At 52.1% G+C, this 16,586-nt stretch carries 16 protein-coding genes and 3 tRNA genes; 11 read left to right on the top strand and 8 right to left on the bottom strand.

From position 1 onward, the window contains the following. Positions 1–114: 114 nt before the first annotated feature. Positions 115–573 (top strand): IS200/IS605 family transposase, encoded by a 459-nt coding sequence (gene tnpA / locus OGY68_RS13975; protein WP_057069660.1) that lies wholly within the window; start codon positions 115–117, stop codon positions 571–573. Between the two features lie 178 nt (positions 574–751). On the opposite strand, the gene fucO is transcribed toward tnpA, so the two are convergent. Together fucO and fucA are read right to left on the bottom strand one after the other, a co-directional pair. Next, a complete protein-coding gene (gene fucO / locus OGY68_RS13970; RefSeq protein ID WP_057067287.1) occupies positions 752–1,900 on the bottom strand; it encodes a lactaldehyde reductase in 1,149 nt (382 codons plus the stop codon). A gap of 11 nt (positions 1,901–1,911) precedes the next feature. Next, positions 1,912–2,559, bottom strand: coding sequence for an L-fuculose-phosphate aldolase (gene fucA, locus OGY68_RS13965; RefSeq protein WP_003825656.1), 648 nt, complete (start codon positions 2,557–2,559; stop codon positions 1,912–1,914). Positions 2,560–3,122: 563 nt separating this feature from the next. Here fucA and fucP point away from each other — a divergent pair. The 5 genes from fucP to fucR all read left to right on the top strand — a co-directional run bounded on the left by fucP (position 3,123) and on the right by fucR (position 8,976). Then, complete coding sequence (gene fucP / locus OGY68_RS13960; protein WP_057067289.1) at positions 3,123–4,433, top strand: L-fucose:H+ symporter permease; 1,311 nt, start codon at positions 3,123–3,125, stop codon at positions 4,431–4,433. 31 nt (positions 4,434–4,464) lie between these two features. Further along, positions 4,465–6,240, top strand: coding sequence for an L-fucose isomerase (fucI, locus tag OGY68_RS13955; protein ID WP_003825648.1), 1,776 nt, complete (start codon positions 4,465–4,467; stop codon positions 6,238–6,240). A 107-nt stretch (positions 6,241–6,347) separates the two neighbouring features. Further along, a complete protein-coding gene (gene fucK, locus OGY68_RS13950) occupies positions 6,348–7,766 on the top strand; it encodes an L-fuculokinase (RefSeq protein ID WP_057067291.1) in 1,419 nt (472 codons plus the stop codon). 1 nt (position 7,767) lies between these two features. Beyond that, positions 7,768–8,190 (top strand): L-fucose mutarotase, encoded by a 423-nt coding sequence (gene fucU / locus OGY68_RS13945; RefSeq protein WP_008785698.1) that lies wholly within the window; start codon positions 7,768–7,770, stop codon positions 8,188–8,190. Positions 8,191–8,247: 57 nt separating this feature from the next. Next, on the top strand, positions 8,248–8,976 hold the full coding sequence (fucR, locus tag OGY68_RS13940; protein WP_003825642.1) for an L-fucose operon activator: 729 nt from the start codon (positions 8,248–8,250) through the stop codon (positions 8,974–8,976). Positions 8,977–9,011: 35 nt separating this feature from the next. Here fucR and rlmM read toward each other — a convergent pair whose 3' ends face one another. From rlmM to OGY68_RS13920, 4 genes are all read right to left on the bottom strand, one after another. Continuing rightward, complete coding sequence (gene rlmM / locus OGY68_RS13935; protein WP_057067293.1) at positions 9,012–10,112, bottom strand: 23S rRNA (cytidine(2498)-2'-O)-methyltransferase RlmM; 1,101 nt, start codon at positions 10,110–10,112, stop codon at positions 9,012–9,014. Further along, complete coding sequence (locus OGY68_RS13930; RefSeq protein WP_003034037.1) at positions 10,105–10,500, bottom strand: DUF423 domain-containing protein; 396 nt, start codon at positions 10,498–10,500, stop codon at positions 10,105–10,107. The genes rlmM and OGY68_RS13930 overlap by 8 nt, the downstream gene beginning before the upstream one ends. A gap of 18 nt (positions 10,501–10,518) precedes the next feature. Then, positions 10,519–11,436, bottom strand: coding sequence for a glycine cleavage system transcriptional regulator GcvA (gene gcvA, locus OGY68_RS13925; RefSeq protein WP_003034035.1), 918 nt, complete (start codon positions 11,434–11,436; stop codon positions 10,519–10,521). 365 nt (positions 11,437–11,801) lie between these two features. Continuing rightward, the gene (locus OGY68_RS13920) at positions 11,802–12,029 is read right to left on the bottom strand and encodes a YgdI/YgdR family lipoprotein (protein WP_003825635.1); all 228 of its coding nucleotides are present in this window, start codon (positions 12,027–12,029) and stop codon (positions 11,802–11,804) included. Between the two features lie 192 nt (positions 12,030–12,221). Between OGY68_RS13920 and csdA the strand changes: the two genes are divergently transcribed. Continuing rightward, positions 12,222–13,427, top strand: coding sequence for a cysteine desulfurase CsdA (csdA, locus tag OGY68_RS13915; RefSeq protein WP_032944843.1), 1,206 nt, complete (start codon positions 12,222–12,224; stop codon positions 13,425–13,427). Further along, entirely contained in the window at positions 13,427–13,873 is a 447-nt protein-coding gene (gene csdE, locus OGY68_RS13910; protein WP_057067295.1) for a cysteine desulfurase sulfur acceptor subunit CsdE, read from the top strand. The genes csdA and csdE overlap by 1 nt, the downstream gene beginning before the upstream one ends. A gap of 77 nt (positions 13,874–13,950) precedes the next feature. Here the strand turns inward: csdE and tcdA are convergent, their stop codons facing one another. Together tcdA and mltA are read right to left on the bottom strand one after the other, a co-directional pair. Further along, a complete protein-coding gene (tcdA, locus tag OGY68_RS13905; protein ID WP_057067297.1) occupies positions 13,951–14,757 on the bottom strand; it encodes a tRNA cyclic N6-threonylcarbamoyladenosine(37) synthase TcdA in 807 nt (268 codons plus the stop codon). Positions 14,758–14,865: 108 nt separating this feature from the next. Further along, positions 14,866–15,963 carry a murein transglycosylase A gene (mltA, locus tag OGY68_RS13900; protein WP_008785702.1) on the bottom strand — a complete coding sequence of 366 codons (1,098 nt, stop codon included), beginning with the start codon at positions 15,961–15,963 and terminating at the stop codon, positions 14,866–14,868. Positions 15,964–16,168: 205 nt separating this feature from the next. Between mltA and OGY68_RS13895 the strand changes: the two genes are divergently transcribed. The 3 genes from OGY68_RS13895 (at position 16,169) to OGY68_RS13885 (ending at position 16,584) form a co-directional block, all read left to right on the top strand. Beyond that, positions 16,169–16,245, top strand: a tRNA-Met gene (locus tag OGY68_RS13895). Positions 16,246–16,397: 152 nt separating this feature from the next. Continuing rightward, positions 16,398–16,474: transfer RNA gene (locus OGY68_RS13890), tRNA-Met, on the top strand. Positions 16,475–16,507: 33 nt separating this feature from the next. Continuing rightward, positions 16,508–16,584: transfer RNA gene (locus tag OGY68_RS13885), tRNA-Met, on the top strand. The last annotated feature ends 2 nt before the right edge of the window (positions 16,585–16,586 follow it).

Below are 16,586 nucleotides of genomic sequence, written 5' to 3'. Positions count from 1 at the left end.
GGTTCCGGAAAGCTTTCAGCTTTGGGCCAGTTATTAAAACCCCTTTTGATTTGTTAAAACACCTTGCGGTCTGGCAACTGCAAGGGTTAAACAAGAAATCAAAAGGGGGTCCCAATGGGGGACGAAAAGAGCTTAGCGCACACCCGATGGAACTGTAAATATCACATAGTTTTTGCGCCCAAATACCGAAGACAAGCATTCTACGGGGAGAAACGTAGGGCGATAGGCAGCATCTTAAGAAAGCTGTGTGAGTGGAAAAACGTGCGGATCCTGGAAGCGGAATGCTGTGCAGATCATATCCATATGCTTGTGGAAATCCCGCCCAAAATGAGCGTATCCGGTTTTATGGGTTATCTGAAAGGTAAAAGCAGTCTGATGTTGTATGAGCAGTTTGGTGATATGAAGTTTAAATACAGGAACAGGGAGTTCTGGTGTCGTGGGTATTACGTAGATACGGTGGGTAAGAACACAGCAAGGATACAGGAATACATAAAGCACCAGCTTGCAGAGGATAAAATGGGCGAGCAGTTATCGATCCCTTATCCGGGTAGCCCGTTTACGGGCCGTAAGTAACGAAGTCTGATGCAAATGTCAGATCGTATGCGCCTGTTAGGGCGCGGCTGGTAACAGAGCCTTATAGGCGCATCAGAAAAACCTCCGGCTATGCCGGAGGATATTTATTTCCTGATGGCGCTGCGCTTATCCGGCCTACTTATTGTACAACCCTGTAGGCCAGATAAACGCCAGGTGATTACCAGGCGGTATGGTACAGCTCAACGATATCCCCAAGGCTCGCTTCACGCGGATTTCCCCCGGTACAAACATCGTCAAATGCGGCTTGCGCCAGCGCAGGAATATCCTCTTTACGGACGCCAACATCGCGTAGATGCAGTGGGATACCTACATCGCGATTAAGGGCGAAGACGGCATCCACCGCCGCTTTGCGTGCCTCTGCCAGCGTCAGTCCTTCAACCTTAACCCCCATTACCCGGGCGATATCGCGGAATTTTTCCCCGGTGAATTCGGCGTTATAGTGCATCACGTGCGGCAGCAAAATGGCATTCGCGACGCCGTGCGGCGTGTTGTAGAACGCGCCTAACGGGTGTGCCATGCCATGCACTAATCCCAGACCTACGTTGGAGAAACCCATCCCGGCAACGTACTGGCCCAGAGCCATCGCTTCCCCCGCCTGGCTGTCGCCCGCAACGGAACCGCGTAATGACCCGGCAATAATTTCGATGGCTTTAATGTGCAGCGCATCGGTAAGCGCCCACGCAGCCTGCGTGATGTAGCCTTCAATGGCATGAGTCAGTGCATCTACGCCAGTAGCCGCTTTTAATGCGGCAGGCATGCCGTCCATCATGTCAGCATCAATGAACGCCACCTGCGGGATGTCATGTGGATCGACACAAACAAACTTACGCCGATTCTCTTCGTCAGTGATCACGTAGTTAATGGTCACTTCCGCCGCCGTTCCCGCAGTGGTTGGGATAGCCATAACTGGCACGCTCGGGAAGCGTGTCGGCGATAACCCTTCAAGGCTGCGTACATCCGCAAACTCCGGGTTATTGTTAATAATGCCAATCGCTTTACAGGTATCCTGCGGGGAGCCGCCGCCAATGGCGACCAGATAGTCTGCGCCGCTTTGCTGAAAGACACTCAATCCTTCCTGAACTACCGCAATGGTTGGATTAGGAATAACGCCTGAATAGATTTCCCATGCCAGACCTGCAGCATCCATTCGGGAAGTCACCTTCTCAACAATGCCGCACTGCACCAGATTTTTATCAGTCACAATCAATGCTTTGCGATAACCACGACGAATAACTTCATCGGTTAATGCGCCAACAGCTCCCCGGCCAAACCATGCCGTTTCGTTCAGAATCATTCTGTTCGCCATCGTTTTATCTCCTATTCCTCAATACGCAATCCATATGTTTTGAATTTTTCCAGCACAATAGCGATAGCCTCATCGTCCAGTACCGGAACCGGATCGGTAATCGCCAGCGTGCTGAGATAAAGCTGCGCCAGCACTTCCACTTCATGCGCTAACCACAGGGCTTTTTCCAGATTTTCCTCGCAGGCGATCAGCCCATGATGCTGCAACAGCGTTGCTTTTCGGTTTTTCAGCGCTACCGCAACGTGCTCGGAAAGCTCACGCGTACCAAACGTCGCATATGGCGCACAGGGAATTGAGTTACCGCCAGCCGCCGCAATCATGTAATGGATTGCCGGGATTGGCCGATTGAGAATAGAAACAGCAGTACAATGCACGGCATGATTATGGACCACCGCCTGAGCATCGGGACGCGTCTGATAAGCGGCCATATGGAACCGCCACTCGCTGGAAGGTAATTTCCCTTCTTCGTGCTGCCCCTCAGCGTTGATGTACACTATGTGGGATTCGGTGAGTTTGTCATACGGAATACCCGTCGGGGTAATTAACATCCCGTCCTGGTAACGCACACTTACATTACCCGCAGTCCCCTGATTCAACCCCAGACGGGTCATTTCCAGGCAGGTATTGATAATCTGCCGTGCCAGCGTATTTCGTTCCATTACTTACCTCTCTCAGTGAGTCAAAATGCGACAACAGAACATTGCTAATACCTCGACGCTCTGTTGATTTAAGCGGGTATTTGCTAACTATCATCATGCTGAATAAAGAGAAGGGAATTTTTAGCACTGGATTTTGTGATGTTCATCAACTAATAACGCTGAATAAAAACATGCAGGCATAATATTACAATTGCAAAATGTCCGTTCTTAATAAAACCATTGTAAAACGGTCATTTGCGAATAAATTGTTACCATTGCCCGTTTTCCACTTAACTAATTAATTCGGGCATTATCCCTGTGGCTTTTTAATTTATTTTTCTCAAACGGTCATTGTTTTAAAGAAATTAAAGTGATGATAATCACATAAACCCACACCCTGAGCATAAATGTGACCACCATCATATTAATGGCCGGTTTTTATTTGAAAATGAATTCATGAGTTCATTCATGAAGGCCAATTTTATCTGGCAGGTTACCGGAACTCACCTGGATTAGCAGGTTGGTGAAAATCACCAATCGTACTCTTAAGCTGTTGAACATGCTTATGAACTGATGAGGATGCTATGGGAAACACATCAATACAAACACAAAGTTTTCATGCGGTAGAGCGGGGGCAGACAAAAAATTATGTCATTCCCTTCGCGTTACTCTGTTCACTGTTTTTTCTTTGGGCGGTTGCCAATAATCTTAATGACATTTTATTACCACAATTTCAGCAAGCTTTTACATTAACAAACTTTCAGGCTGGTCTGATTCAATCTGCTTTTTATTTTGGTTATTTCGTCATTCCAATCCCAGCCGGGATCCTGATGAAAAAACTAAGTTATAAAGCAGGCATTATTACCGGATTATTCTTATATGCCATCGGTGCAGCATTATTCTGGCCAGCGGCTGAGGTAATGAATTACACCTTATTCCTGATTGGACTATTTATTATTGCGGCGGGCTTAGGTTGTCTGGAAACGGCTGCCAACCCCTTTGTAACCGTACTGGGCCCGGAAAGCGGCGGTCACTTCCGATTAAATCTCGCGCAAACTTTTAACTCATTTGGTGCCATTATTGCGGTTGTTTTTGGGCAAAGTCTTATTTTGTCTAATGTGCCACATCAATCTCAAGACGTACTCGATAAGATGGCGCCAGAACAGCTAAGTGCCTACAAGCACAGCCTGGTGTTATCGGTTCAAACCCCTTATATGATCATCGTCGCGGTCGTTTTGCTGGTCGCCCTGCTGATCATGTTTACCAAGTTTCCGACCCTGCAAAGTGACGATCACAGTGACAACGCTCAGAGTTCATTCTCCGCGTCTCTTTCCCGCCTGGTGCGCATTCGTCACTGGCGTTGGGCGGTACTGGCGCAGTTCTGCTACGTCGGTGCACAAACTGCCTGCTGGAGCTACCTGATTCGCTACGCAATCGAAGAGATCCCAGGCATGACGCCAGGTTTCGCCGCCAACTACCTGACCGGCACCATGGTGTGCTTCTTTATCGGTCGTTTCTCCGGCACCTGGCTTATCAGTCGCTTTGCGCCGCATAAAGTGCTGGCCGCATATGCCCTGCTTGCCATGATTCTGTGCCTGATTTCCGCCTTCACCGGTGGCCAGATCGGCCTGCTGGCCCTGACGTTTTGCAGCGCATTTATGTCGATTCAGTACCCAACCATTTTTTCTCTGGGGATCAAAAATCTGGGACAAGACACCAAATACGGCTCGTCTTTTATCGTCATGACCATCATTGGCGGCGGCATTGTGACCCCGGTGATGGGCTTTGTCAGCGATGCCGCTGGCAATATCCCGACCGCTGAACTGGTCCCGGCGCTTTGCTTCGCCATCATCTTTATTTTTGCCCGCTTCCGTTCACAAACGGCAGCCAACTGAATATTTATCCGAATAACGTGAGGAATCTGTGATGAAAAAAATCAGCTTACCAAAAATTGGTATTCGCCCGGTTATTGACGGACGTCGTATGGGTGTACGTGAGTCGCTCGAAGAGCAAACCATGAATATGGCTAAAGCTACCGCAGCGCTTATCACTGAAAAACTTCGTCATGCCTGCGGCGCACAAATTGAATGTGTGATTGCCGATACCTGTATCGCCGGCATGGCGGAATCCGCAGCCTGTGAAGAAAAATTCAGCAGCCAGAATGTTGGCGTGACGATTACCGTTACCCCATGTTGGTGCTACGGCAGTGAAACCATCGACATGGATCCGATGCGCCCGAAAGCGATCTGGGGCTTCAACGGCACGGAACGTCCGGGGGCGGTTTACCTGGCCGCCGCACTGGCAGCTCACAGCCAAAAAGGCCTTCCTGCCTTCTCCATCTATGGTCATGACGTACAGGATGCAGACGACACATCTATCCCTGCCGATGTTGAAGAAAAACTGCTGCGCTTTGCCCGTGCCGGCTTGGCGGTCGCCAGTATGAAAGGGAAAAGCTACCTGTCTGTCGGTGGTGTATCAATGGGCATCGCCGGTTCTATCGTCGACCATAACTTCTTTGAATCCTGGCTGGGTATGAAGGTGCAGGCGGTTGATATGACCGAGCTGCGTCGTCGCATTGACCAGAAAATCTATGATGAAACCGAGCTGGAAATGGCGCTGGCGTGGGCGGACAAAAACTTCCGCTACGGCGAAGATCAGAACGCACAACAATATAAACGTAACGCAGAACAAAGCCGCGCAGTGCTGAAAGAAAGCCTGCTGATGGCCATGTGCATTCGCGACATGATGCAGGGTAACAAAAAGCTGGCAGACAAAGGTCTGGTCGAAGAATCCCTGGGCTATAACGCGATCGCCGCAGGCTTCCAGGGCCAGCGTCACTGGACCGATCAATACCCAAATGGCGATACCGCCGAAGCGTTGCTCAACAGCTCCTTTGACTGGAATGGCGTTCGTGAACCGTTCGTTGTCGCAACCGAAAACGACAGCCTGAACGGCGTGGCGATGCTGTTCGGCCATCAACTCACCGGCACGGCCCAGGTCTTTGCCGATGTGCGTACCTACTGGTCGCCAGAGGCGGTTGAACGCGTCACGGGTAAACCGCTGACCGGTCTTGCTGAGCACGGCATTATTCACTTGATTAACTCCGGTTCTGCGGCACTGGACGGTTCCTGCAAACAACGCGACAGCGAAGGTAAACCGACCATGAAACCACACTGGGAAATCTCGCAGAAAGAGGCGGATGAATGCCTGGCGGCAACCGAATGGTGCCCGGCTATTCACGAATACTTCCGCGGGGGCGGTTACTCATCTCGCTTCCTGACTGAAGGCGGTGTGCCGTTCACCATGAGCCGTATCAACATCATCAAAGGGTTGGGGCCGGTGCTACAAATCGCGGAAGGCTGGAGCGTGGAGTTGCCGAAAGATATGCACGACCAGCTTGATGCGCGTACCAACTCCACATGGCCAACCACCTGGTTTGCTCCGCGCTTAACCGGCAAGGGCCCGTTCAGCGACGTCTATTCCGTCATGGCTAACTGGGGCGCTAACCACGGGGTGCTGACGATTGGTCACGTAGGTGCGGACTTTATCACTCTGGCTGCCATGCTGCGTATCCCGGTGTGCATGCACAACGTGGAAGACGAGAAAATTTATCGTCCTTCCTCCTGGGCCGCCCACGGTATGGATACGGAAGGTCAGGATTACCGCGCTTGTCAGAACTACGGCCCGCTGTATAAGCGTTAAACATCGAGCGATTGCCTGATGGCGGCGCGGCCTACGAAGCACACGGTTTTGTAGGCCGGATAAGGCGAAGCCGCCATCCGGCAATAGGTAATCTCCCAGGAGCAATTATGAAACAAGAGGTTATTCTGGTTCTCGACTGTGGCGCGACCAACGTACGGGCCATTGCCGTTGACCGACAGGGAAAGATTGTCGCCCGCGCAGCGACCCCGAACGCCAGTGACATCGCCGCAGAAAACAGTGCCTGGCACCAATGGTCGCTGGAGGCCATTCTGCAGCGCTTTGCCGACTGCTGTCAGCGGCTTTCCTCACAATTGGCCGCCTGCCAAATTCGCGGGATCGCCGTCACCACCTTCGGCGTGGATGGCGCGCTGGTGGATAAGAACGGCAAACAACTGTACCCGGTGATCAGCTGGAAATGCCCACGTACCGCAGCGGTAATGGAGAATATCCATCGCTACATGTCACCGCAGCAACTGCAGGAAATCTCCGGCGTTGGGGCGTTTAGCTTCAATACTCTGTACAAACTGGTGTGGCTGAAAGAGAACCACCCGCAATTACTGGAACAGGCGCACGCCTGGCTGTTTATCTCGTCGCTTATCAACCAACGTTTAACCGGCGAGTTCACAACTGACATCACCATGGCGGGAACCAGCCAGATGCTGGATATCCAGCAACGTGATTTCAGCCAGGACATTTTGCAGGCAACAGGCATACCGCGTCGCCTGTTTCCGCGCCTGGTTGAAGCAGGCGAACAAATTGGGGTACTGCAACGCGAGGCCGCCAGCCAGCTCGGACTTCCAGAGGGTATTCCAGTCATCTCTGCCGGACACGACACACAGTTTGCGCTATTTGGCGCAGGAGCCCAACAGGATGAACCGGTACTCTCTTCCGGCACATGGGAAATTCTGATGGTACGCAGTGCGCAGGTAAATACCTCCCTGCTCAGTCATTATGCGGGCTCCACCTGTGAGCTGGATAGTCAGGCTGGGCTTAACAATCCCGGTATGCAGTGGCTGGCCTCCGGTGTGCTTGAATGGGTTCGTAAGCTGTTATGGACCGCGGACACGCCCTGGCAAACGTTGATTGATGAAGCTCGGGATATTCCCGCTGGTGCCGAAGGGGTGAAGATGCACTGCGACCTGCTGGCCTGTCAGAATGCGGGCTGGCAAGGGGTTACCCTCAATACTACCCGTGGGCACTTTTATCGCGCCGCGCTGGAAGGACTGACAGAACAGCTGCAGCGGAATCTGCAAACGCTGGAAAAAATCGGCCATTTCCAGGCCACTGAACTGCTATTAGTTGGCGGGGGCAGCCGCAACATCTTGTGGAACCAAATCAAAGCGAACGTTCTCGGGATCCCTGTCAAAGTGCTGGATGATGCCGAAACCACCGTGGCAGGCGCCGCAATGTTTGCCTGGTCAGGCATCGGGGAATTTATCTCTCCGGAGCAGGCACGCGAACAGGTGCGCTATCAGTACCGTTACTTCTATCCGCAAACCGAATCCGAACTCACAGGAGTCGAGTAACATGCTTAAAACGATATCTCCCTTAATTTCCCCCGACTTACTGAAAGTGCTGGCCGAAATGGGACACGGCGATGAGATTATCTTTTCCGATGCCCACTTCCCGGCCAACAGCATGGGGCCGCAGGTCATCCGCGCTGACGGTCTGCTGGTCAGCGATCTACTGCGGGCGCTTATTCCGCTATTTGAACTGGACAGCTACGCCCCACCGCTGGTGATGATGGCTGCGGTTGAAGGCGACACTCTCGATCCTGACGTTGAGACTCGCTATCGTCAAGCGCTTTCATTACAGACCCCCTGCCCGGACATCACGCGTATTGACCGCTATGCCTTTTACGAACGAGCACAAAAGGCGTTTGCGATCGTTATCACAGGAGAGCGGGCAAAGTACGGGAATATTCTTTTAAAAAAAGGGGTAACGCCGTAATCTCTGGTCAGAATGCCCGTCAGGTACGGGCATTCATCATTAGATGAGGATCAGAACATGAAAGCGGCGCGCCAGCAGGCAATCGTAGATCTGCTTACTAACCACAAAAGCCTGACAACCGAAGCCCTGGCTTTGCAGCTTAACGTCAGCAAAGAGACCATCCGCCGCGATCTCAGCGAGTTACAGACCCAGGGAAAAGTGTTACGCAATCACGGTCGGGCCAAAGTTATTCACCGGGAAAATCAGGACAGCGGTGACCCATTTCATATTCGACTCAAAAGCCACTATGCGCACAAAGCGGATATCGCCCGTGAAGCGTTGGCATGGATCGAAGAAGGTATGGTGATTGCCTTAGACGCCAGCTCTACCTGCTGGTATCTGGCGCGACAGTTACCGGACATCAACATTCACGTTTTTACCAACAGCCAGCCCATCTGCCAGGAATTGGCTAAACGTGAACATATTCAGCTTATCAGCTCCGGCGGTCGCCTTGAGCGCAAATACGGTTGCTACGTTAATCCCTCGCTTATCTCGCAGCTAAAACCACTCGAGATTGACCTGTTTATTTTTTCCTGCGAAGGGATCGACAGCGACGGCGCGCTCTGGGACTCAAATGCAACCAACGCAGACTTCAAATCCATTCTGCTTAAGCGTGCATCGCAGTCTTTATTACTGATCGATAAAAGTAAATTTAATCGTTCGGGAGAGGCCAGAATTGGGCATCTGGATGATGTGACGCATATTGTTTCAGATACACAGCTGATTGAAGCAATCCAGGCCGAATAGGGCGATTACGCCGCCATCCGGCCTGGGTCGTAGCCTTATCGCTCGTCGCGACGACCGCCGACGGCAGCCCACAGACGACGTACGTGAACGGTTACTTCTTCACGGTCATGATACAGCTGACGCGCCTGAATCTGGGCATTTACACCATGTTCATCAAGCTGGGCCTGAATGTAAGCTAGGTTCTGTGATACCTCTTCGTAGCGTTTTTTCATCGGCAGCTTGAGGTTGAAGATCGTCTCACGACACCAGCCGTTGACCAGCCATTGCGCCATCAGCGCGGCAACCTTCGCCGGCTTCTCCACCATGTCACAGACCATCCACGAAATGTTGTTGCGATTCGGACGGTACTTAAATCCGTCTTCACGTAGCCAGGTGACCTGTCCGGTATCCATCAGGCTTTTCGCCATCGGGCCGTTATCCACGGAATAAACCCACATGTTGCGTTTAACCAGCTGATAGGTCCATCCGCCAGGGCAGGCGCCTAAATCCACCGCATACATTCCGTTCGCCAGACGCTCATCCCATTCATCGGCAGGGATAAACACGTGCAGCGCTTCTTCCAGCTTGAGCGTTGAACGGCTCGGCGCATCGGCTGGAAACTTCAGACGCGGAATCCCCATGTAAAACGGTGAGTTATTGTCAGGCCAGGAATAGCCGGTATAACAACAGCCAGGGGCGATAAAGAAGACGTGAACCACCGGACGCTTTGGCGTTTCATACTTTGCCAGTACGCCCGCTTCGCGCAGCGCTGCACGCAACGGTACAGTAAATTTACGGCAAAATTTAACCAGCTCTTTGCTTTCATTGGTGTCGGCAACTTCTACTCGCAGATCGCCACCCTTTTCCACCACGCCCTGCAACATGCCAACGATCGGGGTAATGCGATCTTCCGGCGGTAAGTATTGCAGCAGCTCGCCCACCACAAACATTTGACGAGCAAAAATCAGCGAACTAAACGGCAGCTCTTTCACTAACTTTTCAGCATCGTCCTGCTGATAGCATTCGAAGATGACGTAACCCGCATTGTCTTTCACGCGGGCAAAACCGAAGATTTCCCGGCGTCCTGCTTTATCCGTAATTTCTGCGGCGCACTCTTTTTCAAAACCTGGGCGACACAACAATACAACCTTATTCATGGCTAACGCCCTTACGTTTCAATCGAATAGCGCCCACTAACATCAGCGCCCAGCCTACGAGGAAGCTGAAGCCGCCGACAGGGGTAACAAACGCCCACAGGCGTAAATGAGAGAGCGCGAGACAATACAGGCTGCCGCTAAACAGCACTGTACCTAATGCCAGAAACACGCTACTCCAGTAAAACCAAATACTAATGCGTCGTTGCATGGCGACGGCCAGGCCAAAGATAGCCAGCGTATGAAACGCCTGATACTCAAGGCCGGTCTGAATCCACCCCATTTCAACAACACCGAGGGTTTTGCTCAGAACATGTGCCCCAAAGGCGCCCAACGCCACAAAGATAAAGCCACTTACGGCGGCAAAAATCAGCATAAAACGGCTGGTCATTTGAATACCCTACGTAAATTATTGTTCATAACGAAAGCGGAATTTTTCTTGTTCCGTGGCCGCTTTCGCCAGAATCCACTGACGGAAGGCGGCTATTTTACCCAGTTCTGCCTGACTGTCATGACAAACCAGATAAAATGCGTTTTTGCTGACCAGAACATCGTTAAACGGACAGACCAGACGTCCGGCTTCAATTTCGGACTGCGCCATGACGTTGTTAGCCAGCGCGATCCCCTGTCCATGGATTGCAGCCTGTAGCACCATGGCGCTATGGCTGAAGATAGGTCCCTGCTGCACGTTGATATGATTCAGGCCAAGCTGGCGCGTATAGGCTTGCCAGTCTCGCCGCGACGCATCATGCAATAAAGTGTGTTTTGCCAGGTCGTCCGGTGTCTTTAGCGGTTTATCACCGGTAAGCAACAGCGGAGAGCAGACCGGCAATAAATATTCTGCGTACAATTTTTCAACGCGCAGACCCGGCCAGTTGCCGCGTCCGTAGAAAATCGCCACATCAACATCATCAGCCAGTTTGTCTTCCTGACGGTCCACCGCCTGGATCCTGACATCGATTCCCGGATAAGCTGAGTTAAAGCTAGAGAGTCTGGGCACCAGCCATTGGATCGCAAAACTGGGCAATAAACTAACGGTAAGCGCACCTTTTGCACTGCGTGCCTGAAGTTTACGCGTCGCGTCGGTTAATTGCGAAAAAATCTCTTTAATGTCGAGAAAGTAGCTTTGACCTTCTTCCGTTAACAGCAAAGATCGATTGCGTCGACGAAACAGTTTTAGCCCCAAAAAATCCTCAAGTGACTTGATTTGGTGACTTACTGCGGCCTGCGTCACAAAAAGCTCTTCTGCTGCGCGAGTAAAGCTTAAATGACGCGCTGCAGCATCAAAAACACGTAACGCATTTAAGGGTGGTAATCGTTTTGACATGACTTTTAGGCTTTGATGTTAAATGAATTTAACAATTAGCTAACAGGCTGTAACCTATTAGTTTTTTTTATCTGAGCCATTATAAATTGTCCGTTGAGGTTCTACCAGCAAATACCTATAGTGGCGGCACTTCCTGAAGCCGGAACGAAAAGTTTTATCGGAATGCGTGTTCTGGTGGGCTTTTGGCTTACGGTTGTGATGTTGTGTTGTTGTGTTTGCAATTGGTCTGCGATTCAGACCATGGTAGCAAAGCTACCCTTTTTCACTTCCTGTACATTTACCCTGTCTGTCCATAGTGATTAATGTAGCACCGCCAAATTGCGGTGCTTTTTTTTGTCCACATTTCGTCGATGGCCGACCGGCTATTATTGCTCCAGTTCTACCATCTCTTTCACGTCAGTGCGGTTAATCTGCTGTTTGTTGCCGTTAGCGTCTTTATACGAAATCATCCCCGTCTCATTATCGGTCTGTGGTTTACCATCAGCTACGATTGATCGACCATCATTGGTGTGCATCACGTAATTCGAACCAGAACAGGCGCTCAGGGCAAAAGTCAGCATACAGGCAGAAATAATGGCGGCAGTCTTTTTCATCTTCTTCTCCTTAAAGCGATTTATGCTATTAAAAACATACTCCGTAACAGGCAAAATTGTTCGCCTAACGCTATTTAGCATAAGACACTGAACGGGCTTTGCCAGGATATCCAGAGTATTCCGATGGTTAGCACAACCCTTGTATCAATGCCCTTTTTGCGCCACGATCGGTTTACTGAACTGAGGAATACCATGAACGCTTTTAACCCCGCGCAGTTTCGCGCACAATTTCCCGCACTCAACGATGCTGGCGTCTATCTCGACAGTGCTGCTACGGCGCTGAAGCCACAGGCGGTCATTGAAGCTACCCATCAGTTTTATAGCCTGAGTGCCGGGAACGTCCATCGCAGCCAGTTTGCTGAAGCCCAGCGTCTGACCGCACGCTATGAAGCCGCGCGGGAAAAAGTCGCACACCTGATTAATGCGTCGGATGACAAAACCATCGTCTGGACCCGCGGCACAACGGAAGCGATCAACATGGTTGCCCAAAGCTATGCGCGTCCACGCCTTCAACCGGGTGATGAGATTATCGTTAGCGCAGCGGAACATCACGCCAACCTCGTTCCCTGGCTGATGGTCGCGGAGCAAACGGGGGCTAAGGTTGTCAAACTCCCACTCACCCCCCATTTATTGCCAGACGTTGAGCGCCTCACGCAGCTCATCACCCCGCGCAGCCGCATTCTGGCGCTCGGGCAAATGTCGAACGTCACCGGTGGCTGCCCGGATCTGGTCCGCGCCATTACGCTCGCCCATGCGGCTGGCATGGTGGTGATGGTTGATGGTGCCCAGGGGATTGTGCATTACCCTGCCGATGTACAGCAGTTGGATATTGATTTCTATGCGTTTTCAGGCCACAAGCTATATGGCCCCACCGGTATTGGCGTGCTGTACGGTAAGCCGGAACTGCTGGAAGCCATGTCTCCCTGGCTTGGGGGCGGTAAGATGATTAGCGAAGTCAGTTTTGACGGTTTCACCACTCAGCCCGCACCATGGAAGCTGGAAGCCGGTACGCCTAACGTTGCAGGCGTTATCGGGCTAAGCGCGGCGCTCGAATGGCTGGCGGACGTCGACGTTGCGCAGGCCGAAAACTGGAGCCGGGGTCTGGCGACGCTGGCAGAAGATGCCCTGGCGAAACGCCCTGGCTTTCGTTCCTTCCGCTGCCAGGACTCCAGTCTGTTAGCCTTTGATTTCGCGGGTGTTCATCACAGCGATATGGTCACTCTATTGGCCGAATATGGCATTGCGCTGCGCGCGGGGCAACACTGCGCACAACCGCTGCTGGCGGAACTCGGCGTATCCGGAACACTACGCGCCTCATTTGCCCCTTATAATACCCAAAGCGATGTGGATGCGTTGGTCGCAGCCGTCGACCGCGCGCTGGAAATATTGGTGGATTAATGACAAGCCCTCAGTTCGCCGGACACCCGTTTGGCACAACCGTAACCGAAGAGACGTTACGCAATACCTTTATCCCGCTTACTCAGTGGGAAGATAAATATCGCCAGCTGATTCTGCTGGGTAAGCAGTTGCCGGCGCTCCCGGATGCGCTAAAGGCGCAGGCCAAAGAAATTGCGGGCTGCGAAAATCGCGTCTGGCTGGGACATACCCTTCATGAGAATGGTACTCTGCATTTCTTCGGCGACAGCGAAGGTCGAATAGTACGTGGACTGTTGGCGGTATTACTCACCGCGGTCGAAGGTAAAACGGCAGCCGAATTACTGGCGCGTGCGCCGATGGCGTTATTTGACGAACTGGGTTTACGCGCTCAGCTCAGCGCCTCGCGTAGCCAGGGACTACATGCTCTGAACGAGGCGATTCTCGAGGCGGCCCAGAAAGCCGGATGACGACGCTGATACGTCTTATCCGGCCTACAACACTGCACGAACCGTAGGTCGGATAAGCGTAGTGACATCCGACACAATCAGGCCTGACGCGCGGCCTTCGCCATCATCTTCTTCAGCGCATGGGAGACAGCAACAAAGCCAAAGGTGGCTGTCACCATGGTGGCCGCGCCAAACCCGGACGCGCAATCCATACGCTTCGGCCCTTCCGCCGTCGCTTTCATCGCACATACCGAGCCATCCGCCTGCGGGTAAACCAGCGCTTCGGTCGAGAACACACAGTCCACGCCCAGCTTGCCTTTGCTGTTTTTCACCACGCCAAAATCGCTTTTCAGCCGCTCACGTAGCTTGGCCGCCAGCGGATCCTGGATGGTTTTTGCCAAATCAACGACCTGAATCTGGGTAGGATCGATCTGTCCGCCCGCACCACCGGTGGTCACCAGCGGAATTTTATTACGTCGACAGTACGCGATCAGTGCCGCTTTTGGGCGCACGCTATCAATCGCATCGATGACGTACGAAAATCCCGCATTCATATATTCAGCAACGTTATCTGGCGTAACAAAATCATCGACCACGTTCACCCGGCAATCCGGGTTAATCTGTCGGATACGCTCCGCCATCACTTCAGCTTTTGCCAGACCGACGTTATCACGCAGCGCATGGATCTGGCGGTTTGTATTGGTGACGCACACATCATCCATATCGATGAGTGTAATAGCGCCAATACCGGTTCGCGCCAGCGCTTCCGCCGCCCATGACCCTACTCCGCCAATCCCAACCACGCAAACGTGCGATTGGGCAAACAGCTGCAACGCATTTTCGCCATACAGACGTGCCGTACCGCCAAAACGTTGGCGCCAGGCATCGCTAATAACCACAGACATAGAACCTCAAATTCATTAATACCGAGCAGTCTGACTGCCTGATGTCGGCTACGCCTTATCAGGCCTACTCAATAATGTAGGCTTGATAAGCGAAGCGCCATCCGGCAATTAACCGCTGAACACGTTACCCGCACCCGGCGCCGTTTTTAGTACCCATACGCGACCGTAGTGATTATACCACCCGGCACGGTGTCCGGCGTCAGCGCCAATACCCTGATAGATATCGAAGTGTTGCCCTTTAATAGCCCCACCCACATCTAACGCCACCATCAGGCGCAGTTCGTACTGGCCAGTAAACTTGCCGTTATTGTCCAGTAACGGGACTTCCGCCAGTAACGTTGTGCCCGCAGGAATGATACTACGGTCAGAAGCTACGGACGCGCGGCCAATCAGCGGCACCGCGCTGGCCCCTTTTACCGGAGCAAAAGATTGCGGTTTAAAGAAGACAAACGATGGGTTCTGCTCCAGCAGCTCACGCACTTCGGCTTCGCTGTGCGTTTCACCCCAGTGGCGAATAGCCTGCATCGACATATCTTCTTTTTTCACTTCGCCACGGTCGATAAGCACTTTACCGATACTGCGATAGGCGTGGCCGTTTTTCCCGGCATAGCTAAAGAAGTTGAGCGGGCTGCCATCGCCAAAATCGATGTAACCACTGCCCTGAACATCCATAATGAAGTTATCCATCAGGGAGTTGCTGTATGCCAGAATATAATTGTCGCTTAGCGCGCCCGCGTAGATCTCGGCACGAGAGGGTAAGCGCCCACGTTTTGGTGGCATGCGATAGATAGGATACTGAAACTCGCCCTGGCGCGTATGGCGCGCCTGGATAACCGGTGTGTAGTAACCGGTAAACTGGACGTTACCGTAGTTGTCCGCCCCTTCCATTTGCCAGGCATCAATACCAAACTGGCGCATACTGCGCGTATCACCGCCCGCACGTAACCATTGCTGGATAGCGTTGTAGACGTCGCTCTGGTTGCCGTACAAACGTGGCGAAGCGCTGCGAATTTGATTAACCTGCTCGGCGAAATCACCGGCATTGATTGGCGCGCCAACCGCATCAGGCTGGTTCACCAGTGAGAAAGGCTGGGTAAATTTCCCGTCTTTATACTGCTGCCCACGATCGGTGGGTTTTGAGGAACACGCGGCGAGCATCGCGACTACAGCTCCCGCCAGAAGATATTTTGCCCAACGTCCTTTCATTGTTCTCGTCTTATGTTGCCTGAATGCGAGACGAAGATAACAAACCCCCGAACCTAATGAAATGCGTATACATACCCGAACGCAAATTTTGAGCAAAAAATAATCCAGAATGCGTTGTTTTTGTTCATTTTCACCCTAAAAACGTGATCAAGGTGAAAAAAGGGTTGCATGAAAATGCGAGCAGAGTATAGTGCGCATCCACGGACGCGGGGTGGAGCAGCCTGGTAGCTCGTCGGGCTCATAACCCGAAGGTCGTCAGTTCAAATCTGGCCCCCGCAACCAATTAAAATTTGATGTAAGATTTTTGCAAAGTAGTTCGGATCACAGCAAGGCGGCGACGCAGTGAATCCTTAGGAGCTTACTCCAGTAAGTGACTGAGGTGAATGAGGAAAGCCAACGCTGATGTGGTTTGAAATACGAAGCAAAAAGACGGACGCGGGGTGGAGCAGCCTGGTAGCTCGTCGGGCTCATAACCCGAAGGTCGTCGGTTCAAATCCGGCCCCCGCAACCAATCAAATTTGATAAAATATAAGCAGTACGGTGACGCGGGGTGGAGCAGCCTGGTAGCTCGTCGGGCTCATAACCCGAAGGTCGTCGGTTCAAATCCGGCCCCCGCAACCAAC

The sequence above is a fragment of the Citrobacter sp. Cpo065 genome, assembly GCF_030332805.1.
GTDB classification, from domain to species: Bacteria; Pseudomonadota; Gammaproteobacteria; order Enterobacterales; family Enterobacteriaceae; genus Citrobacter; species Citrobacter portucalensis.
The sequence above is the reverse complement of the archived record's forward strand: the minus strand, read 5'-3'. Positions and strand labels throughout refer to the sequence as shown.

Coding starts and splice junctions, on each gene's coding strand:
- tnpA (WP_057069660.1), top strand. CDS start 115: ATGGGGGACGAAAAGAGCTTAGCGCACACCCGATGGAACTGTAAATAT.
- fucO (WP_057067287.1), bottom strand. CDS start 1,900: ATGGCGAACAGAATGATTCTGAACGAAACGGCATGGTTTGGCCGGGGA.
- fucA (WP_003825656.1), bottom strand. CDS start 2,559: ATGGAACGAAATACGCTGGCACGGCAGATTATCAATACCTGCCTGGAA.
- fucP (WP_057067289.1), top strand. CDS start 3,123: ATGGGAAACACATCAATACAAACACAAAGTTTTCATGCGGTAGAGCGG.
- fucI (WP_003825648.1), top strand. CDS start 4,465: ATGAAAAAAATCAGCTTACCAAAAATTGGTATTCGCCCGGTTATTGAC.
- fucK (WP_057067291.1), top strand. CDS start 6,348: ATGAAACAAGAGGTTATTCTGGTTCTCGACTGTGGCGCGACCAACGTA.
- fucU (WP_008785698.1), top strand. CDS start 7,768: ATGCTTAAAACGATATCTCCCTTAATTTCCCCCGACTTACTGAAAGTG.
- fucR (WP_003825642.1), top strand. CDS start 8,248: ATGAAAGCGGCGCGCCAGCAGGCAATCGTAGATCTGCTTACTAACCAC.
- rlmM (WP_057067293.1), bottom strand. CDS start 10,112: ATGAATAAGGTTGTATTGTTGTGTCGCCCAGGTTTTGAAAAAGAGTGC.
- OGY68_RS13930 (WP_003034037.1), bottom strand. CDS start 10,500: ATGACCAGCCGTTTTATGCTGATTTTTGCCGCCGTAAGTGGCTTTATC.
- gcvA (WP_003034035.1), bottom strand. CDS start 11,436: ATGTCAAAACGATTACCACCCTTAAATGCGTTACGTGTTTTTGATGCT.
- OGY68_RS13920 (WP_003825635.1), bottom strand. CDS start 12,029: ATGAAAAAGACTGCCGCCATTATTTCTGCCTGTATGCTGACTTTTGCC.
- csdA (WP_032944843.1), top strand. CDS start 12,222: ATGAACGCTTTTAACCCCGCGCAGTTTCGCGCACAATTTCCCGCACTC.
- csdE (WP_057067295.1), top strand. CDS start 13,427: ATGACAAGCCCTCAGTTCGCCGGACACCCGTTTGGCACAACCGTAACC.
- tcdA (WP_057067297.1), bottom strand. CDS start 14,757: ATGTCTGTGGTTATTAGCGATGCCTGGCGCCAACGTTTTGGCGGTACG.
- mltA (WP_008785702.1), bottom strand. CDS start 15,963: ATGAAAGGACGTTGGGCAAAATATCTTCTGGCGGGAGCTGTAGTCGCG.